General features: G+C 61.2%; 6 protein-coding genes. 4 read left to right on the top strand and 2 right to left on the bottom strand.

What is annotated here, in order from left to right:
- The first annotated feature begins 322 nt into the window (after positions 1-322).
- The 4 genes from DES53_RS21870 (at position 323) to DES53_RS21855 (ending at position 12,344) form a co-directional block, all read left to right on the top strand.
- Entirely contained in the window at positions 323-7,336 is a 7,014-nt protein-coding gene (locus tag DES53_RS21870) for a HAMP domain-containing protein (RefSeq protein WP_425468385.1), read from the top strand.
- 5 nt (positions 7,337-7,341) lie between these two features.
- Positions 7,342-9,387, top strand: coding sequence for a response regulator (locus DES53_RS21865; protein ID WP_113960437.1), 2,046 nt, complete (start codon positions 7,342-7,344; stop codon positions 9,385-9,387).
- A 339-nt stretch (positions 9,388-9,726) separates the two neighbouring features.
- Positions 9,727-10,842: a peptidoglycan-binding domain-containing protein gene (locus tag DES53_RS33580; protein ID WP_211325641.1), complete on the top strand. Its 1,116-nt coding sequence runs from the start codon at positions 9,727-9,729 to the stop codon at positions 10,840-10,842.
- A 608-nt stretch (positions 10,843-11,450) separates the two neighbouring features.
- Entirely contained in the window at positions 11,451-12,344 is an 894-nt protein-coding gene (locus DES53_RS21855) for a dienelactone hydrolase family protein (protein ID WP_113960436.1), read from the top strand.
- A gap of 887 nt (positions 12,345-13,231) precedes the next feature.
- On the opposite strand, the gene DES53_RS21845 is transcribed toward DES53_RS21855, so the two are convergent.
- Positions 13,232-14,917, bottom strand: a complete 1,686-nt coding sequence (locus tag DES53_RS21845) for an ABC transporter ATP-binding protein (protein ID WP_170157297.1) — start codon at positions 14,915-14,917, stop codon at positions 13,232-13,234.
- A gap of 34 nt (positions 14,918-14,951) precedes the next feature.
- On the bottom strand, positions 14,952-17,915 hold the full coding sequence (locus tag DES53_RS21840; RefSeq protein ID WP_113960433.1) for a trifunctional glycosyltransferase/class I SAM-dependent methyltransferase/polysaccharide deacetylase: 2,964 nt from the start codon (positions 17,913-17,915) through the stop codon (positions 14,952-14,954).
- Positions 17,916-17,926 lie beyond the last annotated feature (11 nt).

Below are 17,926 nucleotides of genomic sequence, written 5' to 3'. Positions count from 1 at the left end.
TGGGTAAAAACTATACTTTGAGGGTGAGCTTGCCGCGTTCCATCAGCTATATTAATGCTGGCGCTCAACGCAAGACGTAACCTGACGTCAGCATCTTCCCTAGCCCGGGAGTATCTTGGATTGTGTCATCATGAAAGCACTGTCACCTCGGAAACGCACCGTCGCCAACACCGCTGCCGCAGCCCCTCCTGCCATCAATGGCTTGGCTGGAGCCAAAAGCAGCTCCACAGCCAAGAGCGCTTCTGGTTCCCCCCCTCCGACCGCGAAAGCATCCGCCCCGGCTGACAGTCCCGAGACCGCTGCCTTTGCCATTCTGGAGGCCATGCTGGCCCTCCGTGACGGAAACTTTTCCAAGAAGCTCCCGACGAACTGGACCGGCGTGTACGGAAAAATCGCAGACACCTTCAATGAGGTGGCCGGGATCAACGAACGCCGCGCCCAGGAGACCGCCCGCATCTGCCGCGTGGTAGGCAAGGAGGGCAAACTCAAGCAGCGTCTCCGCGTGCCGGGTATCGTCGGCGGCTGGGCCACCGAGGTGGAGTCGCTGAACGAACTGATGGATGACCTCGTGCGTCCCACCACGGACGTGACACGCACCATCGGTGCGGTGGCCCAAGGTGACCTCTCCCAGTCCATGGCCCTCGAAGTCGACGGCCGCTCGCTCCAGGGTGAGTTCCTCGTTTCTGCACGACTGGTCAACCGCATGATTGACCAGCTCTCCGTCTTTACCTCGGAAGTGACACGTGTGGCCCGCGAAGTGGGTACCGAAGGCAAGCTCGGCGGTCAGGCCCAGGTGAAAGGCGTGTCCGGGGTGTGGAAGGACCTCACGGAAAGCGTGAACCAGATGGCGGGCAACCTCACTGCCCAGGTCCGCAACATCGTGGACGTGACCATCGCCGTGGCGAACGGGGACCTTTCCAAGAAGATCACCGTGGACGTGCGCGGGGAAATTCTCCAGCTCAAGGAAGCCATCAACTCCATGGTGGATCAGCTCCGCTCCTTCGCCTCGGAAGTGACACGCGTGGCCCGCGAAGTGGGTACCGAGGGACGACTCGGCGGTCAGGCCGTGGTACCCGGTGTGGCGGGCACGTGGAAGGACCTTACCGACTCCGTGAACTCCATGGCCTCCAATCTCACGGCGCAGGTGCGTAACATCGCCGCCGTGACCACCGCCGTGGCGCGCGGTGACTTGTCCCGAAAGATCACCGTGGATGTGAAGGGCGAAATCCTGGAGCTCAAGGAAACCATCAACACGATGGTGGACCAACTCAATGCCTTCTCCTCCGAAGTGACGCGTGTGGCGCGCGAAGTGGGTACTGAAGGCAAGCTCGGTGGCCAGGCCCAGGTGCGAGGTGTCGCAGGTACGTGGAAGGACCTTACCGACTCCGTGAACTCCATGGCCTCCAACCTCACCGGCCAGGTGCGTAACATCGCCGACGTGACCACCGCCGTGGCAAGAGGTGACCTTTCCCGCAAGATCACGGTGGACGTGAAGGGGGAAATTCTGGAGCTGAAGAACACCATCAATACCATGGTGGACCAGCTCAACGGCTTCGCCTCGGAAGTGACCCGTGTGGCCCGCGAAGTGGGTACCGAAGGCAAACTGGGTGGTCAGGCTGCGGTGTCCGGTGTGGCCGGAACGTGGAAGGACCTTACCGACTCGGTGAACTCCATGGCCTCCAACCTCACCGGCCAGGTGCGTAACATCGCCGACGTGACCACCGCCGTGGCGAGAGGTGACCTTTCCCGCAAGATCACCGTGGAAGTGAAGGGTGAAATTCTCGAGCTGAAGAACACCATCAATACCATGGTGGACCAGCTTAATGCTTTCGCCTCCGAAGTGACTCGTGTGGCCCGTGAAGTGGGTACCGAAGGCAAGCTCGGTGGTCAGGCCGCGGTGTCGGGTGTGGCCGGCACGTGGAAGGACCTTACGGATTCGGTGAACTCCATGGCCTCCAACCTCACCGGCCAGGTGCGCAACATCGCCGACGTGACCACCGCTGTGGCGCGCGGTGACCTTTCCCGCAAGATCACCGTGGAAGTGAAGGGTGAAATTCTCGAGCTGAAGAACACCATCAACACGATGGTGGACCAGCTCAATGCCTTCGCCTCGGAAGTGAGCCGCGTGGCCCGCGAAGTGGGCACCGAAGGTGAGCTCGGTGGTCAGGCCGAAGTGGAAGGTGTGGCCGGCACGTGGAAGGACCTTACGGACAACGTGAACTCCATGGCCTCCAACCTCACGGGCCAGGTGCGTAACATCGCCGACGTGGCGACTGCTGTGGCGAACGGTGACCTTTCCAAGAAGATCACCGTGGACGTGAAGGGGGAAATTCTCGAACTGAAGAACACCATCAATACCATGGTGGACCAGCTCAACGGTTTCGCTTCCGAAGTGACGCGTGTGGCGCGCGAAGTGGGTACCGAAGGCAAGCTCGGCGGTCAGGCGCAGGTGCGTGGTGTGGCAGGCACGTGGAAGGACCTTACCGATAACGTGAACTCCATGGCCTCCAACCTCACCGGTCAGGTGCGCAACATCGCCGACGTGGCCACGGCCATCGCGAAGGGTGACTTGTCCCGCAAGATCACCGTGGACGTGAAAGGTGAAATCTTGCAGCTCAAGGAAACCATGAACACCATGGTGGACCAGCTCAACGGCTTCGCTTCCGAAGTGACGCGTGTGGCCCGTGAAGTGGGCACCGAAGGCAAGCTCGGTGGCCAGGCGAATGTGCAGGGTGTGGCAGGTACGTGGAAGGATCTCACGGATAACGTGAACTTCATGGCGAACAACCTCACCGCGCAGGTGCGTAACATCGCCGAAGTGACCACCGCCGTGGCGCGCGGTGACCTTTCCCGCAAGATCACCGTGGACGTGAAGGGCGAGGTGCTCGCGCTGAAGGACACCATCAATACCATGGTGGACCAGCTCAACTCCTTCGCCTCTGAAGTGAGCCGTGTGGCCCGTGAAGTGGGTACCGAAGGCAAGCTCGGGGGCCAGGCACAGGTGGGTGGTGTGGCCGGCACGTGGAAGGACCTTACCGATAACGTGAACTCCATGGCCTCCAACCTCACCGGCCAGGTGCGTAACATCGCGGAAGTAACCATCGCCGTGGCGAACGGGGACCTTTCCAAGAAGATCACGGTGGACGTGCGTGGTGAGATTCTCGAGCTCAAGGAAACCATCAATACCATGGTGGACCAGCTCCGCTCCTTCGCAGCGGAAGTGAGCCGCGTGGCGCGTGAAGTGGGCACCGAAGGCAAGCTCGGTGGCCAGGCGCAGGTGCCCGGTGTGGCCGGTACGTGGAAGGACCTTACGGACAACGTAAACTCCATGGCCTTCAACCTCACCGGCCAGGTGCGTAACATCGCCGACGTGGCCACGGCCATCGCGCGCGGTGATCTTTCGCGCAAGATCACGGTGGACGTGAAGGGCGAAATTTTGCAGCTCAAGGAAACCATCAATACCATGGTGGACCAGCTCTCGGCCTTCGCCTCGGAAGTGACGCGTGTGGCGCGTGAAGTGGGTACCGAAGGCAAGCTCGGTGGTCAGGCCGAAGTGGGTGGTGTCGCGGGCACGTGGAAGGACCTTACGGATAACGTGAACTCCATGGCCTCCAACCTCACCGGCCAGGTGCGTAACATCGCGGAAGTGACCATCGCCGTGGCGAATGGCGACTTGTCCCGCAAGATTACGGTAGACGTGCGTGGAGAAATTCTCCAGCTCAAGGAGACCATCAATACCATGGTGGAGCAGCTGCGCTCCTTCGCCTCCGAAGTGACGCGTGTGGCGCGTGAAGTGGGTACGGAAGGACGACTCGGGGTGCAGGCCGTGGTGCCTGGTGTGGCTGGCACTTGGAAGGACCTTACCGACTCCGTGAATGCCATGGGCTCAAACCTCACGGCCCAGGTGCGCAACATCGCGGAAGTGACCACGGCCGTGGCACGTGGTGACCTTTCCCGCAAGATCACGGTGGACGTGAAGGGCGAAATTCTCGAACTGAAGAATACCATCAACACGATGGTGGACCAGCTCAATGCCTTCGCCGCGGAAGTGACTCGTGTGGCGCGTGAAGTGGGTACCGAGGGCAAGCTCGGTGGTCAGGCCCAGGTGTCCGGCGTGGCCGGCACGTGGAAGGACCTTACCGACTCCGTGAACGTGATGGCAGCGAACCTCACCGACCAGGTGCGCGGCATCGTGAAAGTGGTGACTGCCGTGGCGGATGGCAACCTGCGCCAGAAACTCACCGTGCAGGCGAAGGGTGAAGTGGCCGCGCTTGCTGAAACGATCAACAACATGACAAACACGCTCGCGACCTTCGCCGACCAGGTGACGAACGTGGCGCGCGAAGTGGGTGTGGATGGACGTCTCGGCGGCCAGGCGAACGTGCCCGGTGCTGCCGGCACGTGGAAGGACCTTACCGGGAACGTGAACCTGCTTGCGGCAAACCTCACCACGCAGGTGCGAGCCATTGCTGAAGTGGCCACCGCCGTGACAAAGGGTGACCTCACCCGCTCCATCCAGGTGGAGACGCGTGGTGAAGTGGCCGAGCTGAAGGACAACATCAACACGATGATCTACAACCTCCGTGAAACCACGGAGCGCAACCAGGAGCAGGACTGGCTGAAGACGAACGTGGCGAAGTTCACCCGCATGCTGCAGGGCCAGCGCGACCTCTTCACCGTGGCGCAGATGCTCCTCTCTGAGCTCGCACCGCTGGTGGCCGCGCACCAGGGCACCATGTACCAGACCACCGGCACGGGTTCCGATCGCAGGTTCCTGCGTCTGCTCGCCGGTTTCGCCACGCCCAAGGGTCAGATGGATCGCCTCGACATGGGCGAAGGCCTCGTGGGCCAGTGTGCGGTGGAGCGCCAGCGCATTCTCCTCACGGACGTGCCACCCGACTACTCTCCGGTGCAGTCCAGCCTGGGCATGTCCACTCCGGCGAATATCGTGGTGCTGCCCGTGCTCTTCGAAGGGGAGACGAAGGCGGTCATCGAGCTGGCCTCCCTGCACCCCTTCACGGAAGGGCGCCTGAACTTCCTCGAGCAGCTCACGCAGTCCATCGGGGTCGTGCTCAATACCATCGAGGCCACCATGCGTACGGAAGGCCTGCTGCAGCAGAGCCAGCAGCTCACCACGGAACTCCAGTCCCGCCAGACGGAGCTCCAGCAGACGAACGAAGAACTCGAACAGAAGGCGCAGGAGCTCGCCGAGCAGAACGCGGAAGTGGAACGCAAGAACGTGGAAATCGAGCAGGCCCGCCGCGCCCTGGAAGACAAGGCCGCGGAACTCGCGCTCACCTCGAAGTACAAGTCCGAGTTCCTCGCGAACATGTCCCACGAATTGCGCACACCGCTGAACTCCATCCTGATTCTCGGACAGGAGCTCTCCGAGAATGCGGCGAGGAATCTCACGGACAGGCAGGTGGACTTCGCCAAGAACATCCACTCCGCCGGCTCCGACCTGCTCAATCTCATCAATGACATCCTGGACCTCTCCAAGATCGAGTCCGGTACAGTGACGGTGGAAGCAGAGGAGATTCCCTTCGACACGCTGCGCGACTCCGTGCGGCGCAACTTCGGCCACGTGGCGGAGAACAAGAACCTGCCCTTCATTGTGGACTTTGATCCCTCACTGCCGCGCGTGTTCTCCACGGACCTCAAGCGTCTGCAGCAGATCATCAAGAACCTGCTGTCCAATGCCTTCAAGTTCACCTCGCAGGGCAGTGTCACCATCAAGGTGCGGCAGGCCACGGAAGGCTGGAGCCCGGACCATCCCGTGCTGAAGCGCTCGCCGTATGTCGTGAGCATGGCCATCACGGATACCGGCATCGGCATTGCACCGGAGAAGCAGCGCCTCATCTTTGAAGCGTTCCAGCAGGCGGATGCCGGCACCTCGCGCAAGTACGGCGGCACCGGTCTCGGGCTCGCCATTTCGCGTGAGCTGGCCACGCTGCTGGGTGGTGAGATTCGCCTCACCAGCACCCTCGGTGAGGGCAGCACCTTCACACTGTACCTGCCACTGAACTTCACCGGCCCCGTGGCACAGAGCCTCGATCCTGTGAAGTCACGCGCCATGCAGGAAGTCTCTGAGACCGCCATGCGAAACTACCGCAGCACCGGCGAGGAGATCATCGAAGACGATCGTGACATCATCGCCAAAGGCGATGCCGTCCTGCTCATCGTGGAAGACGACCCCCACTACGGACGCGTGCTGCTGGGACTGGCGCGGGACAAGGGCTTCAAGGGACTCGTGGCCACCCGTGGTCAGCAGGCCCTGCTGCTGGCGCGGCAGTACGCTCCCACCGCGATCACGCTGGACATTTTCCTGCCGGATATGCTTGGCTGGACCGTATTGAACAACTTGAAGCTCGATCCTGCCACCCGGCACATCCCAGTGCAGATCATCTCCCTGGAGGAGGAGCGGCAGCACGGCCTGTCCCACGGTGCCTTCTCCTACATGGTGAAGCCTGCCACCACCGACGAGCTCGACCACGCCTTCGACCGCATCAAGACCTTCGCCCGCCCGCGCGTGAAGAATCTCCTCGTGGTGGAGGACAATGACATCGAAAGCCAGAGCATCGTGGAGCTCCTCGGTCACGAGGACATCCAGATCACCACGGCATCCACCGGCTCCGAGGCCATGAAGCAGCTCCTGGACAAGCCCTATGACTGCGCCGTGCTCGACCTCCGTTTGCCGGACATGAGCGGCTTCGAACTGCTGGACAAGATCCAGGAGGAACCCAGCCTCATGGAGGTACCCATTGTCGTCTTCACCGGAAAGGAACTCTCCGAGGAGGAGGAAAAGCGCCTCCGCACCATGGCCAAGAGCATTGTGCTCAAGGACGTGCAGTCGCCCGAACGTCTGCTGGATGAGACCGCCCTCTTCCTGCATCGCGTCATCGCCGAGCTCCCCGAGCCGAAGCAGAAGATGATTGCGCGCCTGCACAACTCCAATGAGGCGCTGGAAAGCCGCAAGGTCCTGGTGGTGGATGATGACGCCCGCAACATTTTCGCCCTCTCGATCGTGCTGGAAAACCAGCAAATGGAAGTCCTAAGCGCGATGAATGGGAGACAGGCGATTCAGATCATCGAGGACACACCGGACCTCTCCATGGTATTGATGGACATCATGATGCCTGAGATGGACGGTTACCAGACCATGCGCGAAATCCGTAAGAATCCCCAATTCCGTACGCTGCCCATGATTGCTCTCACGGCCAAGGCGATGAAAGGCGACCGTGAAAAGTGCCTCGAAGCCGGTGCCAGTGACTACATCGCGAAGCCCGTGAACACCGACCAGTTGCTTTCCCTGCTACGAGTTTGGCTGCATCGCTAAATTGGATGACGACGACGACGCCCGGCATCAATATTCTCCTGGTGGACGATGACCTCAAGAACCTGATGGTTCTTGAGACGATACTCGACGCTCCGGATCACCGTCTCATCAAGGCGACGACGCCGGAGGAGGCGCTCATGACGCTCATGTCCGAGCCGTGCGCTGCCATCATCCTCGATGTGCAGATGCCTGGCATGAGTGGCATCGAGCTCGCCCAGCTCATCAAGCAGCGGCGGAAGACACAGAACATCCCCATCATCTTCCTCACCGCTCACTACTACGAGGAGGAGCACATCGTCCTCGGCTATGGCGCCGGCGCGGTGGACTACATCACCAAGCCGGTGAACCCGGACATCCTGCGGTCCAAGGTGAGCGTCTTCGTGGAGCTCTACCGGAAGACCGACGCGCTGACGAAGCTGAATGACACGCTACAGGCGGAGATTCAGGAACGCCACGCTGCGGAGGAGAGGTTTCGTTTTGTCGTGGAATCCAGTCCCACGGCGATGGTGGTGACCGGGCAGGATGAAAAAATCGTGTTGGTAAACTCACGCGCCGAGAGCCTCTTTGGCTTCTCACGCGAGGAGCTGCTGGGCGAATCCATCCGCATGCTTATTCCCGAAGGCCTCGCGGATGACCTGAGCACAGACCCAAGAGCGAACTCCGGCGAGCCTGTGGAACTTGAAGTGCGCCGCAAAGATGCCGGCAAGGTGCCGGTGGAAGTGGGCCTCAGCCAGTTCGAGGCCAGCAGCGGAGCCTTCCACATTGCCTCACTGGTGGATATCACCTTCCGCAAGCAGGTGGAAGCCGCACTGATGGCCACGAATCGCGAGCTCGCCATCAAGAATGCCGAGCTGGAGCGCGCCGCTGAGGAAAGGACCAAGCGCATCCTCGCGGAGGCCGCGCGCGCCGAGGCGGAAGCGGCGAACCAGGCAAAGGATCGCTTCCTCGCCATGCTCTCCCACGAGCTGCGCACTCCCCTCTCCCCCGTGCTGCACGCCGTCGCCATCATCCGCGAGGAGTACCAGGTGGACAAGGGCATCCGCGAACTGCTCGATACCATCCAGCGGAATGTGCAGCTGGAGGCGCGGCTTATCGATGACCTGCTGGACCTTGCCCGCATCCGCAACGGCAAGATGCAGCTCCATCTCGAGAATGTGGATCTGCACACGCTCGTGCAGCGCGCCGTGGAGATCTGCCATCCCGAGCTGCAGAGAAAGAACATTCAACTGAAGCTCAATCTGGAGGCCAGGAACAGCCACAGCGTCGCGGACGCCGCACGCATCCAGCAGATCTTCTGCAACCTCATCGGCAACGCCATCAAGTTCTCGCCGCCCTCCTCCAGCATCTCCATCAACAGTGCGAATGCGGACGATGAGAAGACCGTGCAGATTCGCTTTGAAGACGTTGGCGAGGGCATCGCGCCCGAGCGCATCAACCGCATCTTCGATGCGTTCGAGCAGGCGCATGGAGACCGCTCCACGGGACTCGGTCTTGGGCTGGCCATCTGCCGTGCTCTGGTCGAGGGGCACCGGGGTTCCATCACGGCTTCCAGTGGCGGACCGGGACGCGGCAGTGTGTTCATCGTCGGCTTGCCCACCGCAGCGGAGCGCGTCACGACGGAGCGCACACCCACGCGGCCGGAAAAGGATTCCCCCGCTTCTCTACGTCTCCTTGTGGTGGAAGACCACCAGGACACCGCTGTGCAACTCAAACGCCTGCTCACGCGGCGCGGCTATGCCGTGGAGCTGGCTTCGAGTGTGGAGAGCGGCATGGCACTCATTCGCGACTCTTCTTTCGACGTGCTGGTGAGCGACATCGGACTTCCCGATGGTGAGGGCCTGCAACTCATGCAGCCCTTCATCCGCGCTGCCGGCGAGCGCCAGATAGGTGGCATCGCCCTCAGCGGTTACGGCATGGCGGAGGACATCGCCCAGAGCGAAAGGGCAGGCTTCGATTTCCACCTCACCAAGCCCGTGGATATCGGTGAGCTGGACAAGTGCCTGCACACCCTCGCTGCGAAAGTGCAGCCGGTGGGTGGCAGGGCGAGTTAGAGCAAGGCTAAGCGTAACTCGCGAAGCCCAACGTAGCTCGCGAGTCCCTTCGCGAGTAGTACGTATCACTGACGAGGCACACTAAACAGCCACTCTGCCGAAGCTTGATGCAGCACGCGAGGGGTACGTAAATCTCGCGAAGGGACTCGCGAGCTACGTTGGAGATTCGCTCCCTCCCGCATTCCGCACGATCACCCCCATCGTGCCATTCGCCACATGGATGCATCGAGTGATATTTTCGATCACGTTCATCTTCAAATATTGCCTGGGGTTGAATGCCACCGGCCCCTTGCCCGTCGATTCAGTTAGGAGACAAAAACCCAACCCAAAAACTGAATCATGAAAATTCTACCCCGACCGCTCATGGCGATGCTGGTGGCCGCGATTTCGCTGGCTCTCACTGGTGGCGACCTGATGGCGGCCAAAAAAGACAAGGGCAAAGGAGGCGGCGACCGAAAGGGCAAGAAGGAACAGGTGCAGCGCAAGGGCGGCGGAGACCGCGGCCCGCGTGTGGCACATTCCCGCCCCTCGTCCCCGAAACCTGACCGACGTGTCGTAGCACGATCCTCTCCGAAGCCCAAGGCGAACAAACCCTCGTCTCGTGATACCACCCGTCTGGCGGTGCAGCGCACCAAGGGACGCGATAACAATGTCCGCAAACGCTCCGACGACATCGCGCGCCATCAGTTGGCCGCGTCCTCGTCCCGTGATCGTGTAGCCGCGGCAAATCGCAAGTCCATTGAGCGCTCACAGAACCTCGCAAAGGCGAAGGAACGTGTCGACCGCGATCGCGATCGTGTCGTGAAGCGCGATGTCAACCGTGACCGCACGGATGTGCGCCGCGAGATTGATCGCCGCAACATCGCCACAGCGGCAGCGCGACGCGACAATGATCGCAACCGCGACCGCGATCGTGCCGACGTGCGCCGCGAGATTGATCGCCGCAACATTGCCTCCTCGGCAGTGCGCGACTCGGATCGCAATCGCATCGTAAGAGACCGGGATCGCGACGGCGACCGCCGCACGCATTCCCACCGTGACCGCAGTCACTACACCGTGCGCCATGACCACGATCACCATTCGCACGACTGGTATCGCAGCAATGGCTACGTGTACGACTACGACTACTACCGGACCTACCACAGGCACCGCTACTACAACGATGCCCTGGGCGTATTCATCTTCTCCCTGGTGGCGCCTCCTGCCTATGTGTATGAGTCAGCGCCCGCCTACTACGACTCCACCCCCAACTACTACAGCGGGTACGGATATGAAACTCGCGTAGCGGTGCAGGAAGAACTGGCTCGCGCCGGCTACTACGACGGCACCCTCGACGGCGTCGTCGGACCCGGCACGCGCTCGGCCATCTACGCCTATCAGCAGGACTACGGCCTGTACGCCACCGGCCGCATCGACGACCAGTTGCTACAGTCGCTGGGTCTGACGACCTACTAATGGTGCGGCGAACAACGAACTAGAAACCCAACATCAGATCCCAAGGCAGGCGCGGAAACGTGCCTGCCTTGTTTTTTCTGTGGAGTTGATGGTCTTTGGTCGATAGTTGATAGCCTGAGAAAGCCGGTGAATCAAAACGTGAGGATGCAAAGTCCGCGGGCCACGGATGCTACGACCTTGTTCCGCTTTCATCTGGCACGCAGAAGAAGCGCTTTGCGTCGTGGAGTGCGGTGGCACGGGCCTCCCTTGAGGCCGCGACACCGCTTTGAACAAAGGAGATCCATCCTGATGCTTCGGAAGACTTCACTGGAATCCAGCATCCAATATTCCCCCGTACAACAACACCACCACCTTGGGAACTTGGACCATGACATCGTTTCACAAAGTTCACTCCTTCCGTTCAAAGCGGTGTCGCGTCCCGCAAGGGGCGCGGTCTTGCCACCGCACTCCACGACGCAAAGCGACTCGGCGACGTGTGCCCGTATGTATCGCCTTCGGGCAAAGCAGGCCACCCTCTATCTCGCAAGAGAACTCTGTATCTCCTTATTGAACTCACCGACACAAAACGAAGCTTCCCCTGCCCTCGCGAGCCAGCTACACTCACCCCCATGAACCGCAAAATCGCATCCGAATTCGACCAGGAATTGCTCGACCTCTATGATGACTATGCGCACAGCCGCATTGATCGCCGCGCGTTTCTCGACCGCGCCTCGAAGTTCGCCGTGGGTGGCCTGACCGCCGCTGCGTTGCTGGAGGCCCTCAGCCCAAATTATGCCTGGGCCCAGCAAGTGCCCAAGGATGACGCCCGCATCAAGTCAGAGTATGCTGAATACGAATCTCCAAAGGGCGGAGGCAAGATGCGCGGCCTGCTCGTCACACCTGCGAATGCCTCCGGCAAGCTGCCCGGCGTCATCGTGGTGCACGAGAATCGCGGACTCAATCCCTACATCGAAGACGTCGCCCGGCGCCTGGGCGTCGCAGGCTTCGTCGCCTTTGCACCGGATGCACTCACACCCTTGGGTGGCTATCCCGGTGATGACGAGAAGGGCAAGGAAATGCAGGCCAAACGCTCCGGTGAAGAAATGGTGGAGGACTTCATCGCCGCCGCCCTCTGGCTGCAGAAGAACCCTGCGTGCGATGGCAAGATTGGCGTCGTGGGCTTTTGCTTCGGCGGACTCATGGCGAATACCCTCGCCGTACGCATCCCGGATGTCATCAAGGCCGCCGTGCCCTTCTACGGCCGCCAGCCCGCCGCCGCGGATGTGGCGAAGATCAAAGCGCCGCTGTTGCTGCACTACGCCGAGCTCGACACCCGCGTGAATGAAGGCTGGCCCGCCTACGAAGCCGCGCTGAAACAGAACAATGTGAAGTACACCGCCCACATGTACCCCGGCGCGAACCACGGCTTCCACAACGACACCACCCCACGCTACGACAAGGCCGCCGCTGAGCTCGCGTGGACGCGCACGCTGGAGTTCTTCAACAAGAACCTCAAGGGCTGAGTCAGCGCCATCAAAAACAGGCTCTTCTGCCTTTCCCCGACCCGTCTTCCCACCCTGACGCTCTTCGTACGAGCGTCAGGTTAACAAGCCATGTGGCATCATGAAGGAAGGAGATACCCGCAAATGACTTGGAAACCATGACGCGCAGCGTCCTTGGACTGCGTGGAGCCCTGCTGCCGCTTTCCCAAGTGCAGCCTGCTGCACGCCATGTCGCGACGAAGTCGCCAAGTCTTGAGGACGTATTGCACCACGAGCGAGTGCGACCCATCGTCAGAGCCTCTGGATCATTCTGCCCGTCCATTGTCCTCTGGAATCGCACATGCTTTCTTAACCTGGCACACAGGCACGGCGTAAAAAACAGCCACGGTTCGATTTACCAACCTCTACGCTGCCGCCGACCTTTGCGTGCTCTCAACTGCCGGCATTTCCGTGCAATTCTGAGCAACAACACCCAGCAGGGCTTCGACCTCTGTGGACGCCACAGGAATTTCGGAGACACCCCGCACCATCGCTTTGGGAAATTGGGCGACGATGAATCCTTCGCAGACGAAGCGGTAATCCACTCTGCTCTCGTGACACCCGTCCGCTAATATAGCCGACATACTACCCACCCTGGACTCAACGCGGTACGTTTTCATAGGCTTGGCGAAGCTTTATTCATAACGCAAATCCCTCTCAAAAATATACTTAATTTTCCTTTAGCTGCCCGTTTTTGCGCGCAGGACACACGAATTCACTAGGGAATCCAGCGGGCTGGCAATTTCTCTCGCTTCAGGACTCTCAGTTTTCCTGGCAATTATCAGGGCACTTTAAATAATGAAAGGGCCTCCCTTCAGCCTAACTCCGTATAGGACTGGAAAGTGGAAATCCGCGCTTCCCGCGAAGGCTCACACCTCAAACACTTCATCGGCGAGACCTTCCGGGAGCTCCCGATGCGTGACCACAATCAGGGTGATACCAGGTCTCGCACGACGGATGTTCCCATAAATCTTCCGCTCCATGTCGATGCTCACGGCACTCGCGGCCTCGTCCAGGATGAGGAGGTCCGGATGCGCGGCCAGCGCGCGTGCAAGAACGATGCGCTGCCGCTGACCTCCCGAGAGCCGGATGCCCTTCTCCCCCACCCGCGTCTGCAAACCCTCGGGAAGTTTCATCACAAAGTCATCAATCTCCGCCAGCCTCAGAGCGGTCTGCAGCTCCTCTTCAGCAATATCTCTCCCCAGCATGAGGTTCTCCGCCAGTGTGCCATCCATGAGCTCAAAGTCCTGCCCTGCGGCAGCCACACCGGAGAGCCACTGTTCGCGCTTCACGCGCATGAAGTCCTGCGCATCGATGGTGATGCGTCCTGACGCAGGCTTGAGCAGCTTCAGCAGCATGCTGACGAGCGTCGATTTCCCTGCGCCGCTCAACCCACGAATCGCAAGCACCGAACCGCGCTTGAGTTCAAAGCTGAGGTTCACCAGCACCGGCTCGTGTTCATAGGCAAAGGAGACCTTCTCGAATCGCAATGTCTGCCACGGCGAGTGGAGGGACAGGTCCTCCATCGCATCATCCCGCATGTCCGGCGCGCGGAGTTGCTTCAGGACGGCAGCCAGAGGCCCCTGCGACTTCACCAGGGTCAGCAGTGCTCCGTCGATTCTGCCCAGGTGCGGTTGCAGCCGGTACATGAGCGCAATCACCGTGGCCGTGATGGCGAGAGAGTCCCCCATGGCTGCGGAGAAGAAACACAGTGCCGCCATGACCACAAGAATCGAGACATCATTCAAGGGGCGCAGGTAGTTTTCCACGAGAGCCATCCTGGTGAAGACACCCGCCACCTCGCGGGAGAGCCCCTCGAACTGCGCCACCTCGGCCTTCTCGAAGCCATGGGCGCGGATGGTGCGGATGGCCTGCATGCGTGTGTACATGCGCAGCGCGAGCTCTTCATTCGTCCTTGTGGCCTCAAATCCCATGCGACGCAGCGGCTGCTTCAACCCGGCGCAGAGCCATCGCAATCCACCCCCGAGGATCATGGCGAGTATCCCGAGTGGCCATGAAATGAAGAAGACGATCACGAGATACACGACCAGGGAGCAGACAGCGATCATCAGGCCGCACAGCGAGCGCACCACCTCGGCGACATACCAGCTCTCCACCTGCAGCGCATTCGTCATGGTGCCGTAGTCCGTGCGCGCGAGGTCCTGGTAGGGCAGCGCCATGAACTTCTCGAACAACGAGAGCCGTGTCCTGTGATGAATGCTGTTCGTGAGGTGCGCGCTCAGCACGCTGTAGGCGCCCGCCACCAGGGCGCGTACCAGCGCGATGCCAATGACCGTGCCCCAGAGCACCACAGGACTCTTCTGCGCCGCCGCTTCGGCAAAAGATGCCAGCTCTCCAATCAGCCCTGCATCGGGCAAGGGGAAGTCACTTGAGATACCCTTGAAAACAATCAGCACCATGAGGCTGACGGCACAGCTATCGATCACCGAAGACAGCAGACCCAGCACCACCGCCACCGGCAGGGCACGCTTCAATCCGGAGATGAGCGGGAGCAGTTCCCGCGCGGTGCGCAGATCACCCGCGAGTGTGGCCACGAGCGGGAGGCGCCCCCACCACGAGTGCCTGGCCTTACGGAGCGCTGTCAATGCCTGCTGCATCCCGTTCGCATGCGTCGAGTTCCGGATCCTCCAGATCCATGCTTCGTCCAAAGGCCGTCAAATCCAGGCGCTCATCCACACGGATGCGCTGCAGCACCACCTGCCCCACGCGGGCCACCGCGTCTGCGCCGGCAGCGTAGATGGTGCGGTAGCCTGCCGCCTGGAAGATGCGCTGCTCCCGGAACCCCAGCGCCCCATACGGCGGTGCGATGCTGAAGACAGGCCTCCCCAATGCGTGCCCCAGTGTCGTTCGCGAGCGATACGCCTCCCTCAGCAGGGCGCCTGAGCTCAAGCTCGTGGCGGCTGTATGCGAGACGAGATGACTGCCGAAGGTCACGCCTTGGGCCGAGAGCTTCCGGATGTGCTCCCAGGTCATCAGCGTCTGCCTGTCGGCCTCGTCCTCGTCCTCTTCCCAGCTCGAAGTTCCCCCCACCTGTCCCGTGGACACGAACACATGCGCGGTGAAACCATTCCGGCGCAGGATGGGCCACGCCGTGGACTCGAAGTCCGCATAGCCATCATCAAAGGTGATGATGAGAGGCCGTCCCGGAAACTCCTGCTGCGGCCAGTCTGGATTGATGGCATCCGGCTCCAGGGAGTAGTAGCCGCGACGCCTGAGATAGCGCAGTTGCTTCTCGAACTGCGCAGGGGACACGCGATACTTTGCCAGCTTTGCCGCTCCCTCGTCGGCGATGCGGTGATACATCAGCACCGGCAGCTTGCGCGTAGCGGCTTCACCGCAGGCCTCCAGGCGCGTGCGGCGTGCGCCATGCCACACCACTCGCGCAGCCACATGCACCGGCAGCGGGGTACCATACATGCCTGTGACCAGCTTTGTTTCACCGCCCGCTGCTGGAGCTTTCTTCAGCAAATCAATGCGATACAGGTCCGTGGAGAAGGTGGCAGCCAGTGTCAGTTCCCCATTCTGCCGCATGGCCTTCACAATGCCCTCTGCTCCGAAGGCGTGTCCCCAATCAAAAGCTGTTTGGGTGGAGTCATCTGCCAGGAGACGCGCATGCGCCGTGAGGAGGCACCCACCCGGATTCAGCGCCGCGGCGAACTTCGCAATCACTGCATCAAGCTGCTCGCGGCTCTCCACATAGTACAGCACCTCACTGCACACGATGAGATCATAGGTACCCTCGATGGGCTGGGTCATGAAGTCGAGCGTGGCGAACTCGACATTCCCCTTCTCACGACAACGCTCCTGCGCACGGCGGATCGCGGTCTGCGAGATATCCACGGCATGGAGTCGCTTCACGCGCTCACAGAGCTTCACGGTGAAATGTCCCTCCGCGCAGGCGACTTCCAGTGCCGACTCGAAGGTCACCGGCGGCAGCAGATCCAGCGTCTGCTGGTACTTCGTCTGCTCATACACATTGCCATAGTCCCACGGGTCTTCGCTTTCGAAGAGCGACTCCCAGACATCCTCCTTGTCGAGCCTCTCCTCAGAGACAGCCGCCTCGGATGTCTCAGCCGCGCAGCAGGCCTCACCCGGGCAGGGTCCGGGTGAGGATTCGTATCCACGAGGGACGGGCCCTACCCCATAGATGGTCTGCACGGCCTCCGTCGCAGGCGTCTCTCCACGTGGCGGCAGGCCTGCCACACCCTTCAGCAAGGCACGAAGGAAGCGCCTCTTGCGCGACCAGGGCTTCACCAGACAGGCCAGCTCAAACGCAGCGATGCGAATCGTGTCCCACGCCTTCGTATGGGAGAGCACAGGGATGCCCGGTATACGGAACAGCTCCCCGTGGATCTGGCACTGCACATAGATCGCATCGACCTGCGGCGGCACCCAGCTTGGACGAAGCAAATCCGCAAAACGCACCAGCGCGACATCCCCCACAATCATCGGCTCCTCCAACGCGCAATAGTGGAACAGCTCAACCGCGAGATCCTTCGCCAGCAATGTCGCCAGTCCGCTCTTCCCAGTGCGCTCCTCCACCCTCTGAAACAGTGGCAACAGTCCCGTCTCCATCTGCGCCCATCTTCCCAGCAGTTGATGCACGGGCAGGTTCGCTCCCAGGCTCAGGCCTTCCACCAGTGCCTGGGTGTGCCAGCGGTCCGCTGGTCGAGGCGCCGCCAGTTCCCCTTCCGTGCCCGAAGGCTCAAGCGATGCATCTCCCTGCGCCGCAGCAATCGCCCCGGACCACAGGAGGAACCACGTCCGGCGGCAGGCTATCTTCCGCGCCTCCGGCTTGTAGCGCGCCATGGATGGTCCGTAAGCTTCACGCTGCTGACGGATCAGCACTTCATTGGCCCCGTGCCACATCTTCTGGCTGCTCTTGGAGAGCGATTGCGCACGGTTCCGATAGATGGCGAGACTCTGCGGTACGGTGGCGAGCGTGACTCCCTGTCCTGCGACCTTCAGCCAGAGGTCCCAGTCTTCACAGGCCTCCAGTGATGGATCAAAACCTCCCGCTTTCACAATCAGCTCACGTCTCGTGATCGCGGCGTGGATGGGAAAGTGCGCACTCGCAGCCAGCTCCACACAGCCATCCCGCGAAATGGGAGTGCGCTCACCTTCGAATATCTCGCCCTCGGGTCCCACGCTCCTCGCATAGCCACACACCACCATGTCCACAGCATGCTCCCGGGCAGCGGCCAGCATCACCTCCAGATGATTGGGAGCGATGGTGTCGTCGCTGTCCAAAAAGAGCACCCACTCACCGGCCGCCTGGGCAAGGCCGCGATTCCGCGCATGTGAGACCCCGGCATGCTCTTGGGAAAAACAACGGATGCGCGAGTCCTGCCCACTGAGCTCCCGGGCCATGTCACCGGTGCCATCACTTGAGCCATCATCCACGATGATGAGCTCCCACGTCTGGAAAGTCTGCGCCTGCAGGGACGCCACGCTTTCCTTCAGGGTGCGTGAGGCATCGCGCGCGGGCATCACCACTGAGATCTCAGGCAGGGCTGTTCGCGTGAGACTCATGAGGCATCCAT

The organism is Roseimicrobium gellanilyticum (assembly GCF_003315205.1).
GTDB lineage: Bacteria > Verrucomicrobiota > Verrucomicrobiia > Verrucomicrobiales > Verrucomicrobiaceae > Roseimicrobium > Roseimicrobium gellanilyticum.
The sequence above is the reverse complement of the archived record's forward strand: the minus strand, read 5'-3'. Positions and strand labels throughout refer to the sequence as shown.

What these genes read in the sequence shown, in the direction of transcription:
- DES53_RS21870 (WP_425468385.1), top strand. Translation starts at nt 323, where the DNA reads ATGCTGGCCCTCCGTGACGGAAACTTTTCCAAGAAGCTCCCGACGAAC.
- DES53_RS33580 (WP_211325641.1), top strand. Translation starts at nt 9,727, where the DNA reads ATGAAAATTCTACCCCGACCGCTCATGGCGATGCTGGTGGCCGCGATT.
- DES53_RS21865 (WP_113960437.1), top strand. Translation starts at nt 7,342, where the DNA reads ATGACGACGACGACGCCCGGCATCAATATTCTCCTGGTGGACGATGAC.
- DES53_RS21855 (WP_113960436.1), top strand. Translation starts at nt 11,451, where the DNA reads ATGAACCGCAAAATCGCATCCGAATTCGACCAGGAATTGCTCGACCTC.
- DES53_RS21840 (WP_113960433.1), bottom strand. Translation starts at nt 17,915, where the DNA reads ATGAGTCTCACGCGAACAGCCCTGCCTGAGATCTCAGTGGTGATGCCC.